11 protein-coding genes and 1 pseudogene are annotated in these 22,579 nt (G+C 40.4%); all 12 read left to right on the forward strand.

Annotated elements, in window-relative coordinates:
* The first annotated feature begins 380 nt into the window (after positions 1 to 380).
* The 12 genes and pseudogenes from ACRD64_RS07140 (at position 381) to ACRD64_RS07195 (ending at position 22,286) form a co-directional block, all read left to right on the forward strand.
* Positions 381 to 506, forward strand: coding sequence for a hypothetical protein (locus ACRD64_RS07140; protein WP_430932589.1), 126 nt, complete (start codon positions 381 to 383; stop codon positions 504 to 506).
* 119 nt (positions 507 to 625) lie between these two features.
* Positions 626 to 1,027: pseudogene (locus tag ACRD64_RS07145) on the forward strand (RagB/SusD family nutrient uptake outer membrane protein).
* 373 nt (positions 1,028 to 1,400) lie between these two features.
* Positions 1,401 to 2,930 carry a sulfatase family protein gene (locus ACRD64_RS07150; protein ID WP_430932590.1) on the forward strand — a complete coding sequence of 510 codons (1,530 nt, stop codon included), beginning with the start codon at positions 1,401 to 1,403 and terminating at the stop codon, positions 2,928 to 2,930.
* A gap of 66 nt (positions 2,931 to 2,996) precedes the next feature.
* Positions 2,997 to 4,733, forward strand: coding sequence for an alpha-L-rhamnosidase C-terminal domain-containing protein (locus tag ACRD64_RS07155; RefSeq protein ID WP_430932591.1), 1,737 nt, complete (start codon positions 2,997 to 2,999; stop codon positions 4,731 to 4,733).
* A 92-nt stretch (positions 4,734 to 4,825) separates the two neighbouring features.
* Positions 4,826 to 7,243, forward strand: a complete 2,418-nt coding sequence (locus tag ACRD64_RS07160) for a hypothetical protein (RefSeq protein ID WP_430932592.1) — start codon at positions 4,826 to 4,828, stop codon at positions 7,241 to 7,243.
* A gap of 14 nt (positions 7,244 to 7,257) precedes the next feature.
* A complete protein-coding gene (locus ACRD64_RS07165) occupies positions 7,258 to 8,025 on the forward strand; it encodes a 3-keto-disaccharide hydrolase (RefSeq protein WP_430932593.1) in 768 nt (255 codons plus the stop codon).
* Positions 8,026 to 8,080: 55 nt separating this feature from the next.
* A complete protein-coding gene (locus tag ACRD64_RS07170; RefSeq protein ID WP_430932594.1) occupies positions 8,081 to 9,541 on the forward strand; it encodes a sulfatase family protein in 1,461 nt (486 codons plus the stop codon).
* A gap of 131 nt (positions 9,542 to 9,672) precedes the next feature.
* Positions 9,673 to 10,194, forward strand: coding sequence for a sulfatase-like hydrolase/transferase (locus ACRD64_RS07175; protein ID WP_430932595.1), 522 nt, complete (start codon positions 9,673 to 9,675; stop codon positions 10,192 to 10,194).
* 181 nt (positions 10,195 to 10,375) lie between these two features.
* Positions 10,376 to 13,891 (forward strand): glycosyl hydrolase, encoded by a 3,516-nt coding sequence (locus tag ACRD64_RS07180; RefSeq protein WP_430932596.1) that lies wholly within the window; start codon positions 10,376 to 10,378, stop codon positions 13,889 to 13,891.
* Between the two features lie 328 nt (positions 13,892 to 14,219).
* Positions 14,220 to 16,472, forward strand: a complete 2,253-nt coding sequence (locus ACRD64_RS07185) for a glycosyl hydrolase (protein WP_430932597.1) — start codon at positions 14,220 to 14,222, stop codon at positions 16,470 to 16,472.
* Positions 16,473 to 16,496: 24 nt separating this feature from the next.
* Entirely contained in the window at positions 16,497 to 19,772 is a 3,276-nt protein-coding gene (locus tag ACRD64_RS07190; protein ID WP_430932598.1) for a glycosyl hydrolase, read from the forward strand.
* 207 nt (positions 19,773 to 19,979) lie between these two features.
* Positions 19,980 to 22,286 carry a hypothetical protein gene (locus ACRD64_RS07195; protein WP_430932599.1) on the forward strand — a complete coding sequence of 769 codons (2,307 nt, stop codon included), beginning with the start codon at positions 19,980 to 19,982 and terminating at the stop codon, positions 22,284 to 22,286.
* Positions 22,287 to 22,579: the final 293 nt, after the last annotated feature.

Genomic DNA, 22,579 nt, shown 5'->3' on the forward strand with positions numbered 1-22,579 from the left:
GTGAACGTTAAAAGCAGAATAAATTTTTGGAATTGAAATAGTTTAATAGTTTAAAAATTACAAAAACCGTTGAGGATATACTCAACGGTTTTTATACCCATCAATTTTGATCTTCTTCCAACATTAACAAGGATGGTATTTCTAAATGTAAAAGTGAACTGTGGAATATCATTTCGTACCAAACAATAGCTTGGTTGGCCAATAAAACCGAAACCGATATAAACGGATTTACTTTTATGAAAAGATTTAATTTTGGAATTTTTATCGGTGTGCGCTTTGTTTATGCTTTGTGTGTCAAACAAAACCGTTAGTACAATATGATGTGAGCTTATTTCGAGCAACCTTTAAGTTCTGCAGAGCCCGGCATTTACTGGTATTTTATGGAAGGTTATCAGGATAAACAGGAAATGACTACCGACCCGGAATCCATGAAAAAAGCAGGAATTGGCTACAAACTTTTTCTCGAAGTAAACGGGGTTGTACCTAGGGCCTGTGAAACTTCTTAGTGATGAGTAGCAGAATAATTTTGTTCATGCCGTTAAGGAATTTGAGCGTTTGGGAATTCCACTTACCCTGGGCTCCGTGACGGGTTGGACTGACAGTGGTGGCAATTCGTTAAGCTGATGTGCTGTTAATGTTGGCAGAAGCTATAAATGAAGAGTCTGGTCCTAACGCCGAAAGTTATGAATATGTCAATTCATTACGCTTAAGAGCCGGACTTGCTCCATTAAGTGGTCTTAACAAAGATTCTTTCCGTGTAGCAGTACTAAAAGAAAGAAGAGTTGAATTGGCGTTTTAAAATCATCGCTGGTACGACCTGATAAGAACTATGAGTACTATTGAGTTGGCAGAATTTATGAATGCACATGGTGCCAGAGAGCAAAATGAGCAAACAACTGATAGGGGAGGAGTTACATTTACTACTGGTGATTACAAATTTGATGCCTTTGAGGCATTGTTCCCAATACCCGAATCTGAAAGATTGATAAACAGTAAATTAACGCAAAATGATGGGTATTGCGTTTAAAAGGGTGAAACATTAGTTTGTGTACCTGTCTGGTGATTTAGTCTGGTAAGTTAGATTTTAAATGGGAGTTCAGACTTTAAAAGCTAGCTTCCATTTTTCGGAGTTATTTTTGTTGATATTGGCTTTTTCTTCTGTGTCATTTTATGCAGTGAAAATATCAGTTTGTCAATTGATTTTCGTTTTATAAAAAGTGTCATTTAGCTTTTATCCAATGTTACTATTTGTGCATTATGGCAAATAATGAGGCATTGGTACAAAAGTCAAAAAATTAGCACAATAATGAAAAAAAATAGCCCGACAGTATTGTACGTTTAAAACAAACTAAATGCAATTTCAAACTTTTTATAAAGAGTAAAACAAAAATAACGAAATAATGATTATACCAAACTATAGAAAGTCAAATTTGGCTATTCTGCTAATGGGGGTTTTCATCCTGTTTAGCGCCTGCACATCGAAAGTTAATAAAAAGAAACACGAGCGCCCCAACATTATTTTCTTAATGGACGACCAACACCGTTGGGATGCTTTGGGAGTAGAAAATGGAGAAATAATAACGCCAACTTTGGATAAGTTGGCAAAGAATGGTGTTCGTTTTACCCAGGCGGTTTGTCAGGCTCCCATGTGCGTTCCCAGTCGAAATTCAATGATGTTAGGATTATATGCCAATCAAACCGGCGTATTACAAAATGCGCGTGGTATTCCGGATGATAAATTACCCACAAAGCCACTTGCACAGGTTTTTCAGGATGCCGGTTACGAAACAGTCGGTTTTGGAAAAACACATTGGGGCGTGCGTTGCAACACCCGTGGATTTGAAACACGATATATAGCAGAATGCTTTGAAGAGGGCGCAGTAATGATGAAAGACCTTGACCCCGATAAAAAACAACGTTACCTGGATGAAACCATTGGTTACGGGCCTGGTGAGGAAGATCCATCGGGTTATATCGGCGAAACCAGCAAGCTTCCCGAAGGCGATCACCGTGATGGCTGGGTGACTGAAAAATGCCTGGATTACATTAAGAACAGACAAGATGAAAGACCTCTGTTTTTGTATCTCTCATTTCTAAAACCACATGCAGGACATAACGTTCCGGTCGGTTTTGAGGATAATTATAATTTGGACGAAACGGTATATGCCGAACAACCTCCATGGGAAAAAGACAACTCGCCTCACGCTGAAGGAGTAAACCGCCGCGAATTGTACGAAGGGTTTTGGAAAGAGGCCTCAGAACAACAATGGAAAGAAATGACCATGCGTTATTATGCCAACTGCACATGGATTGATGATATGTTCGGACGCGCTATGAAGGCTTTGGAAGAAAAAGGCTTGCTCGAAAACTCAATCATCATTTACGTTTCCGACCATGGCGAAATGTTGGGCGAACGGTATTACCGATTTAACAAATATTGTTTGTACGATGCCAGTGTACGCGTTCCAATTATCATCTCCGGAGCTGCTTTGCCCGAAGATTGGAAAGGTAAAGAAGATGCTCGTCCGGCTGAGCTGGTGGACATTTATCCGACCTTGTTAAAAGCTGCAGGAATTGAAGTGCCAGAAAAATCTGCCGGAATGAATCTCTTGGAGAAAAATGCAACTCGTAAAGCTTCATTTTGTGCCCTGCACGAACGAAAGGACGAAGCTTCCTTTATGGTGAGAACTCAAAACCATAAGTTGATTTTATGTTTTGCCCGAAAAGAAGATGCTTCAACATATACCGAAGCTGATATTGTGGGTGGCGAATTTTATGATTTGCAGAAAGATCCCAAGGAGTGGAATAATCTCTATGATGAAAAAGCCATCGAAAAGCATAGAATTGAGATGACTGAAATAATGATGGGGAAATTAGGAACAATGAGTTGTTTGGTATCCAATGCCAAATCGGAAATACAATCGAATTAACTGAAGATAACTAAGTATGGGATATAATATTTGACACAATTTTGTTCATATTACAATCAATTCAAAATGAAAAATATATTTGTAACGGTATTAATATTAGGTATTCTAATCGGCTGCAATCGACCATATTCCAAACAGACAGAGGCTGAGGAGCATTCATATAAAATTGAACGCACCTACATTACACCAACCCGGATCGTGTGGCAGTCCGGTGATGTTAAAAATACAAAACAACTCCTAAAAGAAGGACGGCATCAGGCAACAACCAAAAAAAATGATCTTGTTGAGTTTAATAATGGTGAAAGTACGGCTGCTATTCTATTGGATTTTGGAAAAGAGATGCATGGAGGATTGGAGATCGTTACAGGAATGTTTAAAGGTAAAAAGCCAATTCAAGTGCGTGTTCGTTTTGGTGAATCGGTATCAGAAGCAATGTCTGACGTTGGCGAAGATGGTGCAACAAATGACCATGCAGTGAGAGATATGACCTTACAGTTGCCTTGGTGCGGTAAAATCGAAGTAGGTAATACCGGGTTTCGCTTTGTTCGAATTGATTTACTGGATAAAGACAGAGTATTATTACTAAAGGAAATGAGTGCTATTTCTGTGATGCGTGATATTCCTTACCTGGGTTCTTTTCAATCAAACGACGAACGACTAAATAAAGTATGGCAAACAGGCGCTTATACCGTTCATCTTAATATGCAAGAATATTTATGGGATGGTATCAAACGTGACCGTCTGGTTTGGGTGGGAGATATGCACCCCGAAGTCATGACTATTCTTGCTGCTTTTGGCGCAAATGAGGTCGTCACTAAATCCTTGGATTTAATGGAAGAAATTACACCACTCCCTGGTTGGATGAATGGTAATTTTAGTTCTTATTCTATGTGGTGGTTGCTTATTCAACACCAATGGTACATGAATACAGGCGATGTCGGTTATTTGCAAAAACACAAAGAATACATCTATGGCTTATTAGAAGTTTTAGAAGAAAATATTGATAGTGATGGAAAAGAAAGCTTTGAAGGAAGGTGTTTCCTGGATTGGCCTACCAGAAGTGACCAGATTGAAGTGAGAAAGGGTATGCAGGCTTTGCTGGCCATGTCTTTCGATGCAGGAGAAGATATTGCTCTCACATTCGGGAACGAAGAGAAAGCCAAACACTATAAGGCAGTCTCTGAAAAGTTGAAAAGCTACCAGCACGAGTTTCCCAAAAGAAAATCACCAGGTGCATTATTAGCTATGGCAGGCATTTTAGATCCCAAAGAGGTCAATGATGATTTGCTGGTGAAAGATGGCGTTAAAGACATTTCTACATTCTACGGGTATTACGTGCTTAATGCCATGGCAATGGCAGGTAACCATCAAGGGGCAATCGATGTCATAAGAGAGTATTGGGGCGGAATGCTTGATCTAGGAGCCACCTCGTTTTGGGAGGATTTTGACATTGATTGGATGGATAATGCCGGGCGTATTGACGAGATCGTTCCCGATGATAAAGTGGATGTCCATAGAACGTATGGTAATTATTGCTATGTAGGCCTCAGGCATAGCTTTTGTCATGGCTGGGCATCAGGACCAACAGCATGGTTGTCGCAATACGTACTTGGTGTAAACATAGTGGCTCCCGGCTGTAAAAAAATAAGAATCGAACCACACTTGGGAGATCTGGAATGGGTAGAAGGTACCTACCCCACACCTTATGGCTTAGTGCATATTAAACACACAAAGGACAGTAAGGGGAATGTAAAATCAGAAATAAAAGCGCCCAAGGAAATAGAGATAATAAAAATCAAATAATATGGAGCTTTCTTTCTGAATACTTGATGCATAACTGGTGTTGATTGAAATTTCATGCCCCTTCTATCTGACCTATGAAAATAAATATAAACATGAAAAGAATTATTGTAATTACACTACTTTCTCAATTGTTAGTTATAAGCACTTTCTCACAAAAGAAAAGTGAGGCTCAAAACATTGTAAATAAAGCAATGCCAAGCGAGCAATGGTTAAATGAAGAATGGCAAGCCCAATGGATTACGCACCCTAATATTACAGGTGATGAAGTGGGTGTTTACTTGTTTAAGAAAGTTCTTTCGCTTGAAGCTGTACCACAAGAGTACGTGATCAATATTTCGGCGGACAATAGGTACGTGTTTTACATTAATGGAACTGTGGTGGCGCGTGGTCCAGCGCGTAGCGATCTTAACCGTTGGCAATTTGCGACCCTAGATATTGCCCCTTATCTTAAAGAGGGGGAGAATCATATCGCAGCTAAAGTGTGGAATATGGCGGACTTGAAACCCACGGCTCAAATGAGCTATATTACGGGTTTAATTATCCAGGGAAATACCTCAAAGGAAAAGGAAATTAATACCGATAAATCGTGGCGCGTAGTTATTGATGAGGCCTATTCATTTTACATGATAAAACACCTGAGACGCTTTTATGTCGCAGGTCCAGGCGAAAAGTTTAGCGGGGAATTGCACCCTTGGGATTGGAAAACATCGGACAAAGAAATTGCTTGGAAGCAGGCCAAAGCCGGCAAAAATGGGATGCCTACAAAATACTATTCCGTTACTGGAAAAACAGATGCGCGTGTATTGCATCCGCGTTCGATAGCTATGATGGATGCCAAGCCTCAAAGCTTTGCCAAAGTACGAAAGTCTGAAGGTATAACTGATGCAGAAGGCTTAATCACGGGAGATGCTCCAGTTGAAATACCTGCGAATAGTACAGTGAAAATATTGCTTGATCAAGGGCACCTGACCAATGCTTATCCACAGTTGCAATATAGCAAAGGTGCTAAGAGTAATATCCAAATCACTTATGCCGAAAGTCTTTTTATTCCAAAGGATGGTATGCCTACCTTTGATAAGGGTAACCGCGATGAGGTTGATGGAAAAGTGATGTGGGGCAATTATGATATCATACTACCTGATGGCGGTGATGATCGCCTCTTTGAGCCCCTATGGTGGCGTTGTTTTCGTTATGTGGAACTAGAAATAACAACTGACGATGAGCCTTTGGCGTTAAATGCGTTTAACAGTGAGTTTACGGCTTATCCTTTGGATTTGAAAGCAAATTTTAAATGTGACGACCCTCGTTTGAGCGACATCTTTGAGGTGGCTTGGCGCACCCAACGTTTGTGTGCGGGTGAAGTCTTTTTTGATTGTCCCTACTACGAGCAATTGCAATATACGGGCGATACCCGCATACAAGGACTCAATACGGCCTATGCCTCAGGCGATACCGTGCTATGGAAAGATGCGATTCAGGATTACTACGATTCTCAGTTGCCTTTTGGTCTGACGCAGTCGCGTTATCCGAGCAGTCAGCAGCAAATAATAGCGCCGTTTTCTTTGGTATGGATCACTATGGTACATGACTATATGATGCATTGCAACGATCAAGCTTTCATCGAAAAGATGATTCCTACTATGCTTGGCATCCTAAATTGGTTCGATGAGCGAGTAGAGGAGAATGGGATGTTGGGCCAATTGGAAAGCTGGTTGTTTGTGGATTGGGTGGACCAGTGGAAGACGGGTTATCCACCATTAAATGAGGATAAAAAATACTCATCTGTTATTGGGATGCAATATGTGTATACCATACATAAAGCGATGGACATTTTTGAGTCTTACGGTATGTCTGGGCTAAGGCAAAAGTGGGAGCAAAAGGCAAATTTGACTCAGCAATCTATTATTGATAATTGTTGGGATGAGGACAAACAATTACTCGCCGATACGCCAGATAAAGATGTATTTAGTCAGCACGCCAATATATTAGCGGTACTTAGTCATTCGTTCCCTGCAGAGAAGCAAAAAGAATTGATGCAACGCGTAGTTAATAACAAAGAGATTGCACCGGCCTCTTACTATTTTGATTTTTACAAAGTAGCGGCATTGAAGCAAGTGGGCTTAGGCAATTTATATTTTTCCGGATTAAGCGTTTTAAGCGATTTGATCGATAATGGCTTCACAACTTTTCCCGAAAAATTTGATCCTTCACGCTCCGATTGTCATGCCTGGAGTGCTTCGCCTTTGTTTTATTATTATGCCTCAATAGCAGGTATAGCGCCTACTGAGAGCGGTTTTAAACGTTTCGAGATGCGCCCATCACTAGGTGAGTTAGACTATATTGAAGGGAAAATGCCATTAAGAGATGGTTTTATTTCTTTTAATCTTAAGAAAAAGGGAAAGAGCGGTATTAGAGGCAAAGTCATCGTGCCTAATAACTTGGGTGGTGTTTTCAATTGGAATGGTCAGAGTATTGAATTGAAGAGTGGTGAGAATAGTATTGGTTTGTAATTAAGATTTTAGATATGTTAAATAATAAAAGAAGATATGGCTTTCTTATTCTGTTAGTGACACTAATGAATATTAGTCATGTGTTTAGTCAAACACCAAGTAATAAAGAATTCGTAGAAATCTTTGATGGCCAAACGCTGGATAATTGGAAAGGTGATTCGACCTATTGGCACGTTGAGAATGGATGTATACAAGGAACGATTACTCCTGAAACTATCTTAAAAAGCAACACCTTTATTGTTTGGCAAGGTGGACAACCTAGCGATTTTGAATTACAATTGGAGTATCGTATTTCTGAATCGGGAAATAGTGGCATCAATTACCGGAGCACCTATGTAAAAGATAAACCTTACGCTTTGCGCGGCTACCAATGTGACATAGATGGCAAGAATAAATATACAGGTCAGAATTACGAAGAGAAAAAACGTACAACTCTGGCTTATAGGGGGGAGAAGGTACTATTATCCACACCTGAAGATCCCGAAGTAATTGAAAATATACGTAACAATGTGAACAAGAATTGTTGGCAAACCCGGGAGGTACTACGTCAGCTAGGCGAAAGCGAGACTTTAAACTCAAAAATTAAGAAGAATGACTGGAATCAGGTTCATCTGATCATCAAGGGAAACCGTTTATTGCACTATATCAATGGTACTTTAATGAGTGATGTGACAGATAATGATAGCATTCACAAAGTTATAAATGGATACATAGGTGTACAGGTACATGTGGGCCCTCCTATGAAGGTGGAGTATAGAAATATTCGATTGAAGGAGTTATAAATAATGATACAAGCGCAATAATAAAGACTAGGAGAAATTCCCTAAAATTATTATCATGCAAAAACTACTAATGCTGCTATCAGCTATCATCATGATGGCTTGCAGCTCTAAAAGCAAAACCGAGTCAATCCCACCCAACGTGGTCTACATACTTACCGACCAATGGCGTGCACAAGCCTTGGGCTATGCCGGCGATCCTAACGTTAAAACGCCACGATTGGGTGAATTCGCCAAAGAGGCGGTGAATTTTGCGAATGCTGTGTCGGTAGCGCCTGTGTGCACGCCACACCGCGCTGCACTGATGACGGGGCGTTACCCTACAAGTACTGGTATGATTTTTAACGACCTTTACTTGCCTAGCGATGAACTGTGTATGGCAGAGATATTCAAAGCACAAGGGTATAATACCGCACATATTGGGGGCAAGTGGCACCTTGATGGTCACGGACGGTTGAATAATGCGGCACCGGAAAGACGCCAAGGTTTCGACTTTTGGTTGGGTAGCGAGTGTTCGCATGATTATGCCAATGAACACTATTACGAGAATGATGACCCTGAGGTGAAGTACTATAATGGCTATTCGCCTTATGCCATTGCTAATGCTGCCAATGATTATATGACCGAGAGCAAAGCAAGCGATAAGCCCTTTTTACTCTTTATCTCTATTGGTACGCCTCATTTTCCTCACCATTCTGCTCCTAAGGAGATGATGGCGATGTATCCAAAAGAGGATTTGATTCTGTCGCCTAATGTGCCCAAAAGGTTGGAGAAAAAAACACGCGAAGAATTACTAGGCTATTATGGGCACTGCACGTCTACAGACATAGCTATAGGTGATATTTTGGATAAAATGAAAGAATTGGAATTGATGGAAAACACTATTTTTGTTTTCACCTCTGATCACGGAGAAATGATGGGGTCGCACGGGGAAAGACCTTACAAAAAACAGGTGGGATGGGATGAATCCATTAAAGTACCTTTCCTTATTAGCTATCCATCCATCGGAAAAAATAAAGGCGCTGTAGTCAATGCCCCCATCAATACACCCGATATTTTACCATCATTACTAGGCTTAGCCAATCTTGATATTCCCGAAACGATAGAGAGAGAAGATATCTCTGAATTAATACAAAATCCTGACCCCAATGCTGACCGAGCAGCTTTAGTTATGGGAGTTGCTCCCTTTGCTGATAATGCCAGAGGGCCTGAATATCGCCTAATACGTACCAAGCAATATACCTACCAACGTACCTTAGAAGGCCCAAGTAGGCTTTTTGATAATATAAAAGACCCTTACCAGATGAATAACCTTGTTGGGAATCCTGAGTTTGCTGAACTCCAAAAAATCCTAGATGATAAACTGAACATGTCACTCGAAGCTGTTGGTGACGATTTTAAACCGCGTGATTACTACATTAAAAAATGGGATTATATCTTGGATGAAAAGAAGAACTGTATTGATCATTGGAGTTTTGTCGATGGTAAAGGTGTAGTTCAATCGCCAAAGAAACTATAGCTAAAACTGCGTGGTGGTACCAATAAATTAAACATGAAAAACACCAACAGTCGTTATCGTACAATTGGGGAAGAGCATTTATAACTCATATTCTATGCAAGGGGCTTCTTTTATTTTAAAATATTTACAAAATGACACGAATAATACCAATAATTTCATTTTTAATATTGCTATTTTTTGGTGATTGTACCAATAAACAAGATTCAGCAGTTCCAAACGTCATCATTATAAATATTGATGATATGGGGTGGAAAGATGTTGGTTTTATGGGTAGCGAATACTACGAAACACTTAATATAGACTATCTGTCCGGTTTAGGTATGGTATTTACAAATGGCTATGCAGCAGCATCGAATTGCGCACCCAGCAGAGCCTGTTTAATGACAGGGCAATGGACACCACGCCATGGCGTTTATACGGTTAGTCCTTCCGCACGAGGAAAATCGGAAGACAGAAAATTAATTCCTACAAAAAACACACATACACTGCCTTCGAACCATACCATTCTGCCACAGGTTTTGCAGGTTAATGGCTGTCAAACCTGCCATGCAGGAAAGTGGCATTTAAGCCATAACCCTTTAGAGTTCGGTTTTGATGTGAATATTGGAGGCGGTCATAATGGTATGCCGCTAAGTCAGGCACCAACGACCTAGAGGTGAAGGTAACTAATAATTGGGTCAACCAATTGCTATGGCAAACAAAAAAAACTGTAGAAAAACGGGACACCTGGCAACTGGTACACGCCCTTGAAAAAATGCCAAACCATGGTATTTTGCCATCGGGTATTTGGGGGGAAGTCACGATATCAACTGTGAATGATAAATAAACTGTACAATGAATAATCGAATAATGAAGGAAATATTAAAAAGCTTGCTAAGCAAAACCATCTTTATAGCTTTACTACTGAATTTGATTCTATCTAATGTAGAAGCTCAAAACACGTCACTCGAGTATAATTTTCAGAACCCACCATCATCGGCAAGAGCCCTTGTGATGTGGTTTTGGATTAATGGCAACGTCACCAAAATTGGCATTACTGCCGATTTGGAAGCGATGAAAGATGTGGGTATTCAAGGTGCTCTCATTTTCAACGCTAGTTTGGGGCAACCCCAAGGATACGTGTCTTATTTGAGTCCCGAATGGCTCGATCTTTTCAACTATGCCGCTTTGGAAGCGCAACGTTTGGGACTTGAATTGAGTTTTCATAATGGAGCAGGCTGGTCATCATCGGGCAGCCCTATTGTTACGCCAGAATATGCCATGCAGACAGTAGTGTATTCAGAAACGCTACATTTAGGTGGTCAGGAATTCAATGGTCAGCTAGCACAACCGGAAACAAACCTTGGCTACTACAAAGACATTGCGGTACTAGCCTTTCCAAAGCCACAAAGCGAAGAACGCATCAATGATTTGGATATCAAAAGCCTGTCGGGCAAAGTACGTAATCATTTGGGGCCAGACGATAAATCAGTGCCTGCTTCGGCAGTCGTAAAAAAATCAGATATTATTGATTTGACATCGAAGTTGACTAGTGATGGTTCCTTAGAATGGAATGCACCTGCAGGAGAATGGGTGATTCTACGACTTGGTCATACGCCAACGGGCAAAAAAAATATTGCGGCACCTGATGGCGGACAAGGCCTGGAATGTGATAAGATGAGTCGCGAGGCTGTGGATGTATATTGGCAAGGAGCTATCATGCCCATCGTGAATAGACTCGATACGCTCATTGGTTCAGTGGTTAAACGATGCCATATTGATAGTTATGAAGTGGGGACTACAAACTGGACTCAGGGGTTTGCTAGTGAGTTCAATAGGCTTCGTGCTTACAATTGCGAGTTGTTTTTACCAGCCTTAGCAGGTTATTATGTAGAAAGTGGAGAAGAAACAGAACGTTTCTTATGGGATTTTCGTCGTACCATTGGCGATTTAATGGCTGAACATTATTATGGTTATTTTGCAGAACTTTGTCATCAACATGGGATGCAGTTTTCCACAGAACCTTATTGGGGGCCCTTTGATAATATGCAAGTTGGCGCTACGGCAGATGCCGTTTTGTCTGAGTTTTGGAGTGGACATCTGGCTTTTTTCGATTCGCCAAAATTTGTCGCATCCATCGCCAAATTAAATGGGAGCCCTATTGCCGAAGCTGAGGCCTTTACCGATATGGGTGGATGGCAGCAACATCCCGGTGCATTGAAAGCGATGGGAGACCTGGCTTGGGCGCAAGGTATCAACCGTTTTGTATTTCACTGTTATGTGCACCAGCCTTGGGATGTGGCGCCTGGTTTAACCTTAGGTCCTTTTGGTATTGACTTTAACCGTTTGAATACCTGGTGGAATCAAAGCAAACCCTTTGTCGATTATGTAGCTCGCGGTCAGTACTTGTTACAACAAGGTACATCCGTAGCCGATGTATTGGTATTTACAGGCGAGGCATCACCTAACGACGCCTTATTGATGCCCGAAATTAAAGCTTTGGGTTATGATTATGATCTGGTTGGTTCAAATACAATAAGGTCATTAACTGTCAGCGAAGGATTGATATGTACACCGCTTGGCGACAAGTACCAAGCCCTGGTACTTCCTTCAACATCCTGGATGACACCTCAGACGCTTGAAATAATAGAAAAATTGGCCAATGAAGGAGCAACCATACTTGCATCAAAACCACAAAAATCACCAAGCATGAATAGCTATCCCGCTTGCGATGAAAACGTAGCAGCCTTAGCATATAAACTTTGGACTAAAGGACTGATCAAAGAGAACTCTATCGTAGAGGTATTGCAAAATGGCACAATACCTCCTGATTTTACAATAGAAAAAGGAAGCCGTGAATCCATGGATTATATCCACCGTAAGACCGAGGATGCTGATATTTATTTTGTGGTCAACTCACGCAAAGAAAGCCGTGAGCTAGGCTGTCGATTTCGTGTGTCAGGCTTACAGCCAGAGCTTTGGAATGCGGAGACAGGTGAGATGACCAAGGCTGTTGTTTGGCAGGATAATGGTGATGGCACAACCACTGTAAGCATCCCTTTTGCTTCTGAAGGCTCTGTTTTTGTACTTTTTAGAAATCCCGTTTCGTCAGAAAAACATATGGTAAGTGCTTCAATGACCCTTAAAAAGCCTGCATCAAAACTATTGCCCAGTTTAGAAATCATAAAAGCAGAATATGGTACATTCTTGCCTAGTGGTTTGGTGGATATAACAGAAGTGATCAAAAATAAAGTCCAAAATAACAGCCTGAATATTCAAGCCACCCGTAGTCTTTGCAATTGCGACCCGGCACCAGGTTACCACAAGGAATTACGTATAGAATATAAAATTGGCGATGTCCTTTTGAAAAAGAATGCCATGGAGAAAGAATGGTTAGAGATTGCTACTTCTGATAAAGGAGAACTCGAAATTCTGAAAGCTGTATTTGGTAAATTTGAACGCGGAATCAGCGGTATTCCACCAAACAATCCGGTTTATGACGTTACAGAGAAAGTAAAATCGATGTTGGCATCTGGAGTTTATGAAATTCCGGTAAACGACAGTTTTGCCGAAGGAAAAGATATTAGAACTAAGAAAGCTTTGTACCTGACCTATGCTACCAATGGGGTGGAGAAATACGCTCATGTTTCTAATGGGGAGACTTTGAAATTGACGCAGGCAACATTAGAACCTCAATTGATTCATAAGGATGGTGTCGATTCTTGGGTAACACCTTATGCAGGGGAAATGACTTATCGTACTTCTGCAGATAAAACAAAAAAAGTAAAGGTGAAATCAGTTCCTGAACCCATGGAGTTAACAGGGGATTGGAATGTGAGTTTTCCTGTAAAAGAGGATGCATCTTTAGATGTTACCTTCGATCAATTAAGCTCGTGGTCAATATCAGGCAATGATGCTATTCGTTATTTCTCGGGTACAGCCACTTATAAAAAGCAGTTTGAGGTTTCTTCTAAATTTCTTAAAGAGTATTTTTCTTTACAGTTAGACTTGGGGAGTGTGAAAGAACTTGCTGAAGTTATTGTAAACGGACACAATCTAGGGATTTTATGGAAAGCGCCTTTCAGATTGAATTTGGATGATTACTTGCAAGAAAGCACAAATACCCTGGAAGTGAGAATTACCAACCTGTGGCCAAACCGTTTGATTGGTGATGAGCAAATGCCTTTAGATTATAAACGTAAAGGACCCAATGTGAAGCAATGGCCCGATTGGCTTTTAAATAATACAGACCGCCCAACTGAACGTGTAACTTTTGCAGCGTACAAGCATTGGCATAAACATTCTGAGCTTTTACCTTCTGGGTTGTTGGGACCTGTGAAAATTGTAGTCTCCAGGGTGGTAGAAATTTAATCTGTGGTTATGAACTATCGCATGCCATTACTTGGGAGGAATTAAAGGGTTCTGTGTTCAGGGGTTACGAGTTTTAGTTGATGAAAGAACCCCAAACCGGAAATGCGGATATGATATTGGAATACCTGCCCTGGAGTTTCCTTGGCTATTAAAATGAAGATTATTTGATACTGGTTTATCGAACGGATAAATTATTTGAACAATGAAACGACCATTAACTGTATTATTCATAAAGTACACACAGGTGGATGATTAAAAAAAGATAATGCGAGTTCCTGAATGTGCAGAAAATTTTGGCACATTTTCTTAAAACAAAAATTTTAAAAAGATGAAAAATATACTTTTTAATAAGATCACTTTTCTTGTACTATTATCGATATCTGTATATAGTTGCAAGTCATCGATGGAGAAAAACTTTAAGAATCCTCCCGGTGAATTTAAACCCATGCCTTTTTGGCATATTAATGGAGATTTAACCACGGAAGGTATCCGCAAGCAGATGAAAGATGCAAAGGATGCTGGGTTTTCAGGCGTCAGTTTGTTACCCTTGGCCGAAAAGAGTTCTACTCGCCCAGGTACTTCTCCAAAATTCCTTTCGGATAAATACTTTGAACGTTATCAGGATATGATTGACATAGCGGAGGAATTAGATATGGAAATCATACTCTACGACGATAATGATTTTCCAAGTGGAATGGCTGGTGGAAAAATGCAAGAAAAATATCCTGACCACACCATGAAACGTTTAGATAAAATTGAACATGAGTTGATTGGGCCTGTATTTTTTGTGGATAGCGTTCCCGGTATTCAGTTGATGGCCGCAGTAGCTACCAACATAGAAACTAAAGAACGCATAGAAATCAGTTCGTTTGTTAAAAATGGAATTATAGAATGGCAAGTTCCGAGTGGTAATTGGAGCATAATGCTGTTTCCTTTGATGAAAGATTCTTTCCATAAAAAATACTTGTGTATGGATTTTATGGATACTGTGGCAGTGCGTCATATGATCAATGAAACCTACGAAAAGTACAAAGAGCGCTTTGGGCAGTATTTTGGAAACACCATAAAAACTACTTTTTTCGATGATGTTGGTTTTTGGAGGCATCCACGCAATTGGACGGGGCGTTTCAATGAAAAGTTTGAAGAATTAAACGGTTTTGATCCACGCCCGTATTATCCTGCTTTGTGGTATAACATTGGATCAGATACAGAAGCTATTCGAAATGCTTTTTTTAATACACGTGCTGAATTACTGGCCGAAGGATTTCCTAAATTGGTGGGGCAGTGGAACGAGGCTAATGGACTGAATAGTACTGGACATCCTCCGGGTAATTACGACCCGACACCCATTGATATGAATGCGGATATTTTTAAGTTTTACCGCTATACTCAAATTCCGCTAACCGATGCCATTATTCGATATCAATTTGGACAAGATGGGCATAAATTGATTAGCTCTGCTGCCGACTATTACGATCGCCCTATGGTGGCTACTGAGATTTATGGTGCTTATAAGGAACATTCTTTCGATTCTTTGATGATGTATAGGGCTATGATGGATTTATTTGCTCGTGGGGTAAATATGGTTATCCCTCATGGCATGTGGTACAATCCTAAAAAAGTTTACATTTCGCCATTAGTGTCTCCATACAGCCAGAAATTAGCAGATGCATTACCTGCTTATTCAAATTATGTGGGACGAAGTAGTATGCTGCTTAGAGGAGGGCGCCGGGTAAGTGAAATTGGCGTAATGTATCCATTTGAAGGATTGGCAGGTTGGTTCTGTTTCGATAATCCAGATAATATAAGACAAGGTTTTTATGTATCTCCTGAAACAGATTATCAGACTATCAGTGGTTGGCTGACGAATGATATTCGTCGCGATTTCACCTTTGTACATCCTGAGTTTTTTATAGAAGATAATTACAGTGTTGCTAATGGTAAAGTAAAGTTGAATAATTCGGATAACTTTCAGGAATACAGTGTTATGATGTTAACAGGGAGTAATGTCATCTCCTTAAAAACACTTCAAAAACTAAAGACTTTTTATGATGACCGAGGAGCTATTGTAGCGACTACTCAGTTGCCGTACAAGGCAATAGAACTTGGTAAAGATGCTGAAGTTATAGCACTAGTAAGGGCTATTTTTGGAGTAGATCCGACTAAACAGGAGAAGTATGCTGAGCAAAGCAATAGCAATGCACAGGGTGGACGTTCTATTTTTATTCGTCGAGCAGATAAGGAAAAAATAGGGCGTGTTTTAAAGGAATATCAACCCTATCCTGATGTTATTTTTGCTGACAATCCAGAATTAAAGACGGATCTAGGAAAGCTAAATTATATCCATAAAATAAAAGAAGGGAAGCATATCTATTTATTTACAAATTCGAGCGATGAAACTATTTCAACAACTGTGCTGCTACGTGGCAAGTTGCAATCAGAAAAATGGAATCCGCACAATGGGCAAATTATAGAAGAAACAACGAGAGAAGAAGTTATTATCAATACAAAAGTTTATACCAAAGTGGAAATTATACTTCCTCCTGTGAAATCGATTTTTGTAGTAGGGAATAAAGAATAGATGCGTAATATAAAAGGTATTAATATGAAATTTTATACTGCACTTAGCTTTGCACTGTTATTGTGTTTCAATGTTTCTTTTGGACAGTCACTCCAAGACAACTTAGAACAAAACTTTAAAAAACCACCTGCCTCTGTAAAACCCAGAACATGGATGCATGCTATGGATGGCAATATGAGCAAAGAGGGTCTCACTAAAGATCTTGAAGCGATGGAACGAGTTGGGATTGGTGGTGTTTTACTATTTAATATAGATCAAAAAATTCCTGATGGAAGGATTAAGTATAATTCGCCACAACATCATGAAATGTTAAGTCATGCAGCTCAGGAATGTGAGCGTTTAGGTTTAAGCTTTGGGGTGCACAACTGCGATGGATGGTCATCGAGTGGTGGCCCTTGGATTACTCCCGAGCAGAGCATGAAAATGGTGGTGTGTAGTGAAGTACAAACCACAGGTGGCGATATTGCGATGCGCTTGCCACAGCCCACTACTCGCGAAGATTATTACCGTGATATAGCTGTCGTAGCATATCCCGCCTTGCCCTCTGAAATGGACGATGTTCAGAATAAACCTATTATTACCTCTTCGGATGCAAACCTTGAGCCTTTAGTTTTAATGAATAATCGTTTGGATGATCGTACTGTTCTTAAAAAGCAAGGAAAATCATTGCCTTGGATTCAATATGCCTACTCAGACATGAAGAAAATACGTTCAGTCTTTATCGTTTGTAATCAACGCGATCCGATTGCAACATTGCAAGTTTCTGATAATGGTGTTGATTTTACTGATGTGCGGGAATTATTTACTGTACGAACAGGAAAGCGCGAGTGGTCAATTAACGATAGTTTTGAACCTATAAGTGCAAAGTACTTTAGGGTTACTTTTAATCAAACTATGTCACTTCACGAAGCCAAATTGCTATCTACCCAGTGCCTACATAATGTTATGGGGCGCATCAGTATGGGGCGTACTGAGGATCATGCGATGACGCCAATTGGGGAGCCTGCTGCGGATATGATTATTACTAAAGATCAAATGATTAATCTTAGTGATAAATTGCAGGATGATGGCACTTTGAAAGCTTCTTTGCCCAAAGGTAATTGGACTATACTGCGGTTTGGCTATACGTCTACTGGCGCGTTTAATAACCCAGCTTCTGATTCTGGTCGTGGTTTAGAGTGTGATAAGTTTAACCGTGAGGCTTTCAAGGTTCATTACGATGCTTTTTCAAAGAAAGTGATAGATAATACCCGGGATATAGCTCCCAATGCGATGCAATACCTAGAGATAGATAGTTACGAAATGGGAGGTCAGAACTGGACCAAGGAATACGTATCGATCTTCAATGAAAAATACAATTATAATATTATTGATTTCTTACCCTTGTATGCTGGACGTTTTGTAGAAAGTGCCAAAGCGTCAGAAGCTGTTTTGTGGGACGTGCGCCAGCTTAACTGCCAGTTGATGACTGATAATTACTTCGGATATTTTGCTGAACTGTGTACCGCCGACGGTATCAAAAGCTACATAGAACCTTATGGGTTTGGCCCAGTAAATGATCTCGATGTAGGGGCAAAGGCAGATATTAATATGGGTGAATTTTGGATGGATCGTGAAATGACGATGGTACAATCAGCTGTGTCGGCATCACATATTTATGGCAAAAATGTGACTTCAGCGGAGTCCTTTACTTCCAATCCTCAAATCAATTGGAAGGGTCACCCAGGCAGGGCAAAAGTGTCGGGAGATTTGGCGTGGACATTTGGTGTCAATGAGTTTATGTTTCACCGTTTTGCACATCAGGCCAATCCTAATGTAAGTCCAGGTATGACGATGGGGCGGTGGGGCTTTAATTTCGACAGGGTACAAACTTGGTGGGATAATGCCGGTGCAGCTTGGTTCAAGTACATTATGCGTGGTCAGTATTTACTGCGCCAAGGTCAACCCGTAGCAGATTTTTTAGTGTTTATTGGCGATGGTTCGCCTAATTCTGTTTTCCTACGTAAGGATTTTGAACCTGTTTTGCCTGCAGGGAGCAACTTCGACTGTGTAAATGCAGATGTATTGCTTAACCGTATTCGTATAAAAGATAAGGCTTTGGTTCTGCCCGAAGGGACACAGTATAAAGCCTTGGTGCTGAAAAATTCTAAAAAACTTTCGTTAAAAACCTTAAAACGTATTGACGAAATAGCCCAAGCAGGAGTGCCTATTATTGGAGAAATGCCTGAGTGGGTGGCGGGCTATCTTAATTCGTCGTCTGATAGTGCTGCTTTTGAGCAATGCATAGTCAACTTGCGCCAACAAGATAATGTGTATGATGGATTTGTGTGGGACGAGATGATGAAGGCAGAACAAATAATTTCTGATTTTACAGTTAAAGGAAGAATGGACATATCATTTGCACACCGTAGTATGGAGGATAAACAAGACCTTTATTTTTTCTTTAATCCTGATTCTGCTGCACAGCGTTTTGAATGCACCTTTAGAGTGGATGGAAAGCTACCCGAGTTATGGAATCCTATGACAGGTGAAGTAGTGAAATCAGCTCAATTTGCACAAACTAATGGGCAGACCAAGGTATGGGTTGATTTGGAATCTCAGGAGTCCGTTTTTGTGGTGTTTAGAACTTCGGCAAAAGGAGTCCCTTCTGCATCATCAAAGCCACTCGATGCCACTTGCTTTACTTTGACCAACGATCTCAAGATTCAAAAGGAATCCCTTGTAAATACAGTGCCTGTAGAGCTTAAGAATGCTTGGGTGGTGACATTTCCTGAGGTGAAATCGGAACAAAAAAGTTATGACTTTCTCCAACTCATTGATTGGACGACTCACTCGGCTGATGTGGTGAAATACTTTTCGGGCACTGCCATTTATGAAAATGAATTCCTTATGGATAGAAAGATGTTGGCAGATAATCAAAGAGTCGCCTTAGATTTGGGTGAGGTAAATATTGCAGCTAAGGTTTTCATCAATGGTAAGGACCTAGGTGTAATATGGATGGCACCTTATCGGGTAGATGTAACTGATGCGCTAAAAAGAGGTAAAAACACGATTAAGATAGAAGTGACCAATCAATGGACTAACCGTTTGATTGGTGACGAGCAGTTTCCAAACGAAACAGGATTCGACCGTAAAGCAGATATGATGCCTGATTGGTTTTTGAACAATGAGCCAGCCCCTATTAACCAACGCTCCACATTTACGATTACCAATTTTTACAATAAAAAATCTAAGCTTATACCAGCAGGATTATGTGGTCCTGTACAACTAATGCTTTTTGAAAAAGTAATACAGGAATAGCTTTATAGGCTGATTGAATGAAATGTTAAAGGAATGAGGTGCTTGAGTGTGTCTTACTCCCTTCTTCTTGCAAACGAAATAGCTGATTTTTGTGACCGGAAAACGTCTGGAAATATGAAGAAAAGTCTTTTTAGGACCTGAGGAAATCGAGGTCTTTAATGTAGTCGAAGTAGAATGAATTAAGTGTCTAACTAAGAGTAATTTGATATGAGATTGATTGTATTTTTATTTTTGAGCCTGTGTTCTGTTGTCCAGGCTATTGAAGTGAAAGATTTAAAATGTGAATCTAGAACAAATCCAATAGGGATAACAAAGGCAAGGCCTGGCTTTAGCTGGACTTTTGTTGGCGATGATAAAAGCCCCGAGCAAGGTGGTTTCCGAATTATGATGGCCACAAGTATTGAAAAGCTTAAATATCCCGATATTTGGGATACGGGACCAACCAGTAAATCAGAAACTGGCCCCTATCATTACTTGGGCGAACCTTTGAAACCGGGACAGAAAGTTTATTGGAGAGTTTCTGTATGGGGTAACAATAGAGGGGTTAAACATAGCGAACCGGCCTGGTTTCAGATGGGTGAAATTGAGAATCCAGAAAAAGCATTTGAACCACCTGTATTTGAACAAAAGGATGGCGTAGTTAAAATCACTTTAAGTGCCAATGATGAGGGTAGAACATTTGAAGGCATTGGAGGAGTAAGTGCTGGTGCTTCAACGGATTTATTATACGACTACCAAGACCCCGTTCGCAGTCAGATTCTTGACTTGCTGTTTAAACCTAAATTTGGAGCAGCCTTTCAGCATCTCAAAGTAGAAATGGGTGGAGGCGAAAACTCAACCTGTGGCTCAGAACCCTCGCATGCCATTACGCGTGAAGAGTTAAAGAATCCCGTATCCAGGGGATACGAGTTTTGGTTTATGAAAGAAGCCAAGAACAGAAATCAGGATATGATTTTGGAATACCTCCCATGGAGTTTCCCGGGCTATCTAAAAGAGAATATTTACACCAAAGAGTCGGCAGAATACTTTGTGACATTTATGGATGTAGCAAAGCGCAATTGGGATTTGGATATGGATTGGGTGGCGGCAGCCGAAAATGAGAACTATACCGATAGGGATTGGTTGGTGAATGAAGTACGCCCCATGTTGGATGCTCGTGGTTATGAAAATGTAAAGATTCAAGGTCCGGATGATAACAGTGGCGATTGGCAAATTTTTGAAGAATTTGATGGTGATCCTGCATTTGATAAAGTGATAGAGGCCGTTGGATACCATTATGTTACCGGGCGCGAGTTTACCGAAGATATGGTCGATGGTCGTGGACGTCCAACGACTGAAAAGGCAAAAGCATCGGGCAAACCCCTTTGGGCCAGTGAAGATTGGAGCTGGACAGGAAAAGACTGGGGAGGTGCAGGCGCATTGAATCTGGCTCGTTTGTACAATAAGTTCTACATACGTGACAAAATCACTAAAACCTTGATATGGGCGCCTATCGGTTCAATTTATAAATCGGTTACCTGGGATAAAGCCGGAGCTATGAAGGCGAACAGTCCATGGAGCGGTTATTATGAGGTATGGCCAACCATTTGGGCTACGGCGCATACTACTCAATTTGCCGATCCGCATAGCTGGCAATATTTAGATGGAGGATGCGGACTTTTTGATACTTCTACTTACAAAGGCAGCTGTGTCACGCTTAAAGAAAAGCAAAGTAATAACTGGAGTATGATTATCTGTACAGAAGATGCTGAAAAAATGGAGGTAAATATTAGCAAAGGCCTATCAGATAAAATAGTGCATGTATGGAAATCCGATGTAAATGAGCAATTTGTTCAGCAGAACAGCATTAGTCCAAACAATGGAGTGTTTACCATTGAACTTGATCCTAAATGTATTTACTCACTGACAACTACTACAGGTCAGCAAAAAGGGCAATATGAAATACCTGAGGAAACAGCTTTTCCATTCCCCTATAAAGAGGACTATGAGAATAGGGAAGCAGGCGATTTGCCAAAATATCATTCGGATCAAACAGGTAGTTTCGAAATTGCCAAAAGAGAAGACGGAACAAACTGTTTAAAACAAATAAACCCGGAACAAGGTTACGACTGGATGCGCGTTTACCGACGTTCCAACGTTAAGCCTAATACTTTGGTTGGAGATGTAAACTGGAAGGATTTTACTTGTAGTGTGGATGTTTTTATTGAAGGTGGCGATGTTGAGCTCGGTGGCAGGGTTCAGGGCAGTTATTTGAAAGGTTATCGCTTTATGCTCGAAAAAAGTGGGGGCTGGAAACTTGTTTTTGATAAGAAAATGCTTGCTGAAGGAAGCATTACTCATTTTGATGGAGGGAGTTGGCACAATATCAAACTTCAGTTTAAAGATAAAGAGATTCAAGCCTTTGTCGATGGAGAACTCATGACAAAGGTGAACCACGAAAGTCGATCGGGCTATGTATTATTAGGAAGCTCTTATAATACTAATCTCTTTGATAATTTGGTGATATCAGATTGAAAAATCAGAAATCAATAATTCAATTAATCTGAGATGAAAATTTTCTGAATCTTACGAGCTATGATATGCGACCTCAAATCAATAAACCATAGTATGTCTAAGGTATGAACCTATAGTTGATTAATCAATGTTAAATGGTGGATTGGTTTGTAAATAATGAACCTGCTCCATTGGGTATTCGCTCCAATTTGCTACCTATTTTTTTTATGAAAATGGGCAGCGTTTTTCTCCTGCTGGTATGTTGGAAAGTATCAAACGGGTAGTTATACGCACAGTTAATATCATTAAAGAAT

The organism is Saccharicrinis sp. 156 (assembly GCF_050589685.1).
In the GTDB taxonomy this organism is placed as follows: domain Bacteria; phylum Bacteroidota; class Bacteroidia; order Bacteroidales; family Marinilabiliaceae; genus Saccharicrinis.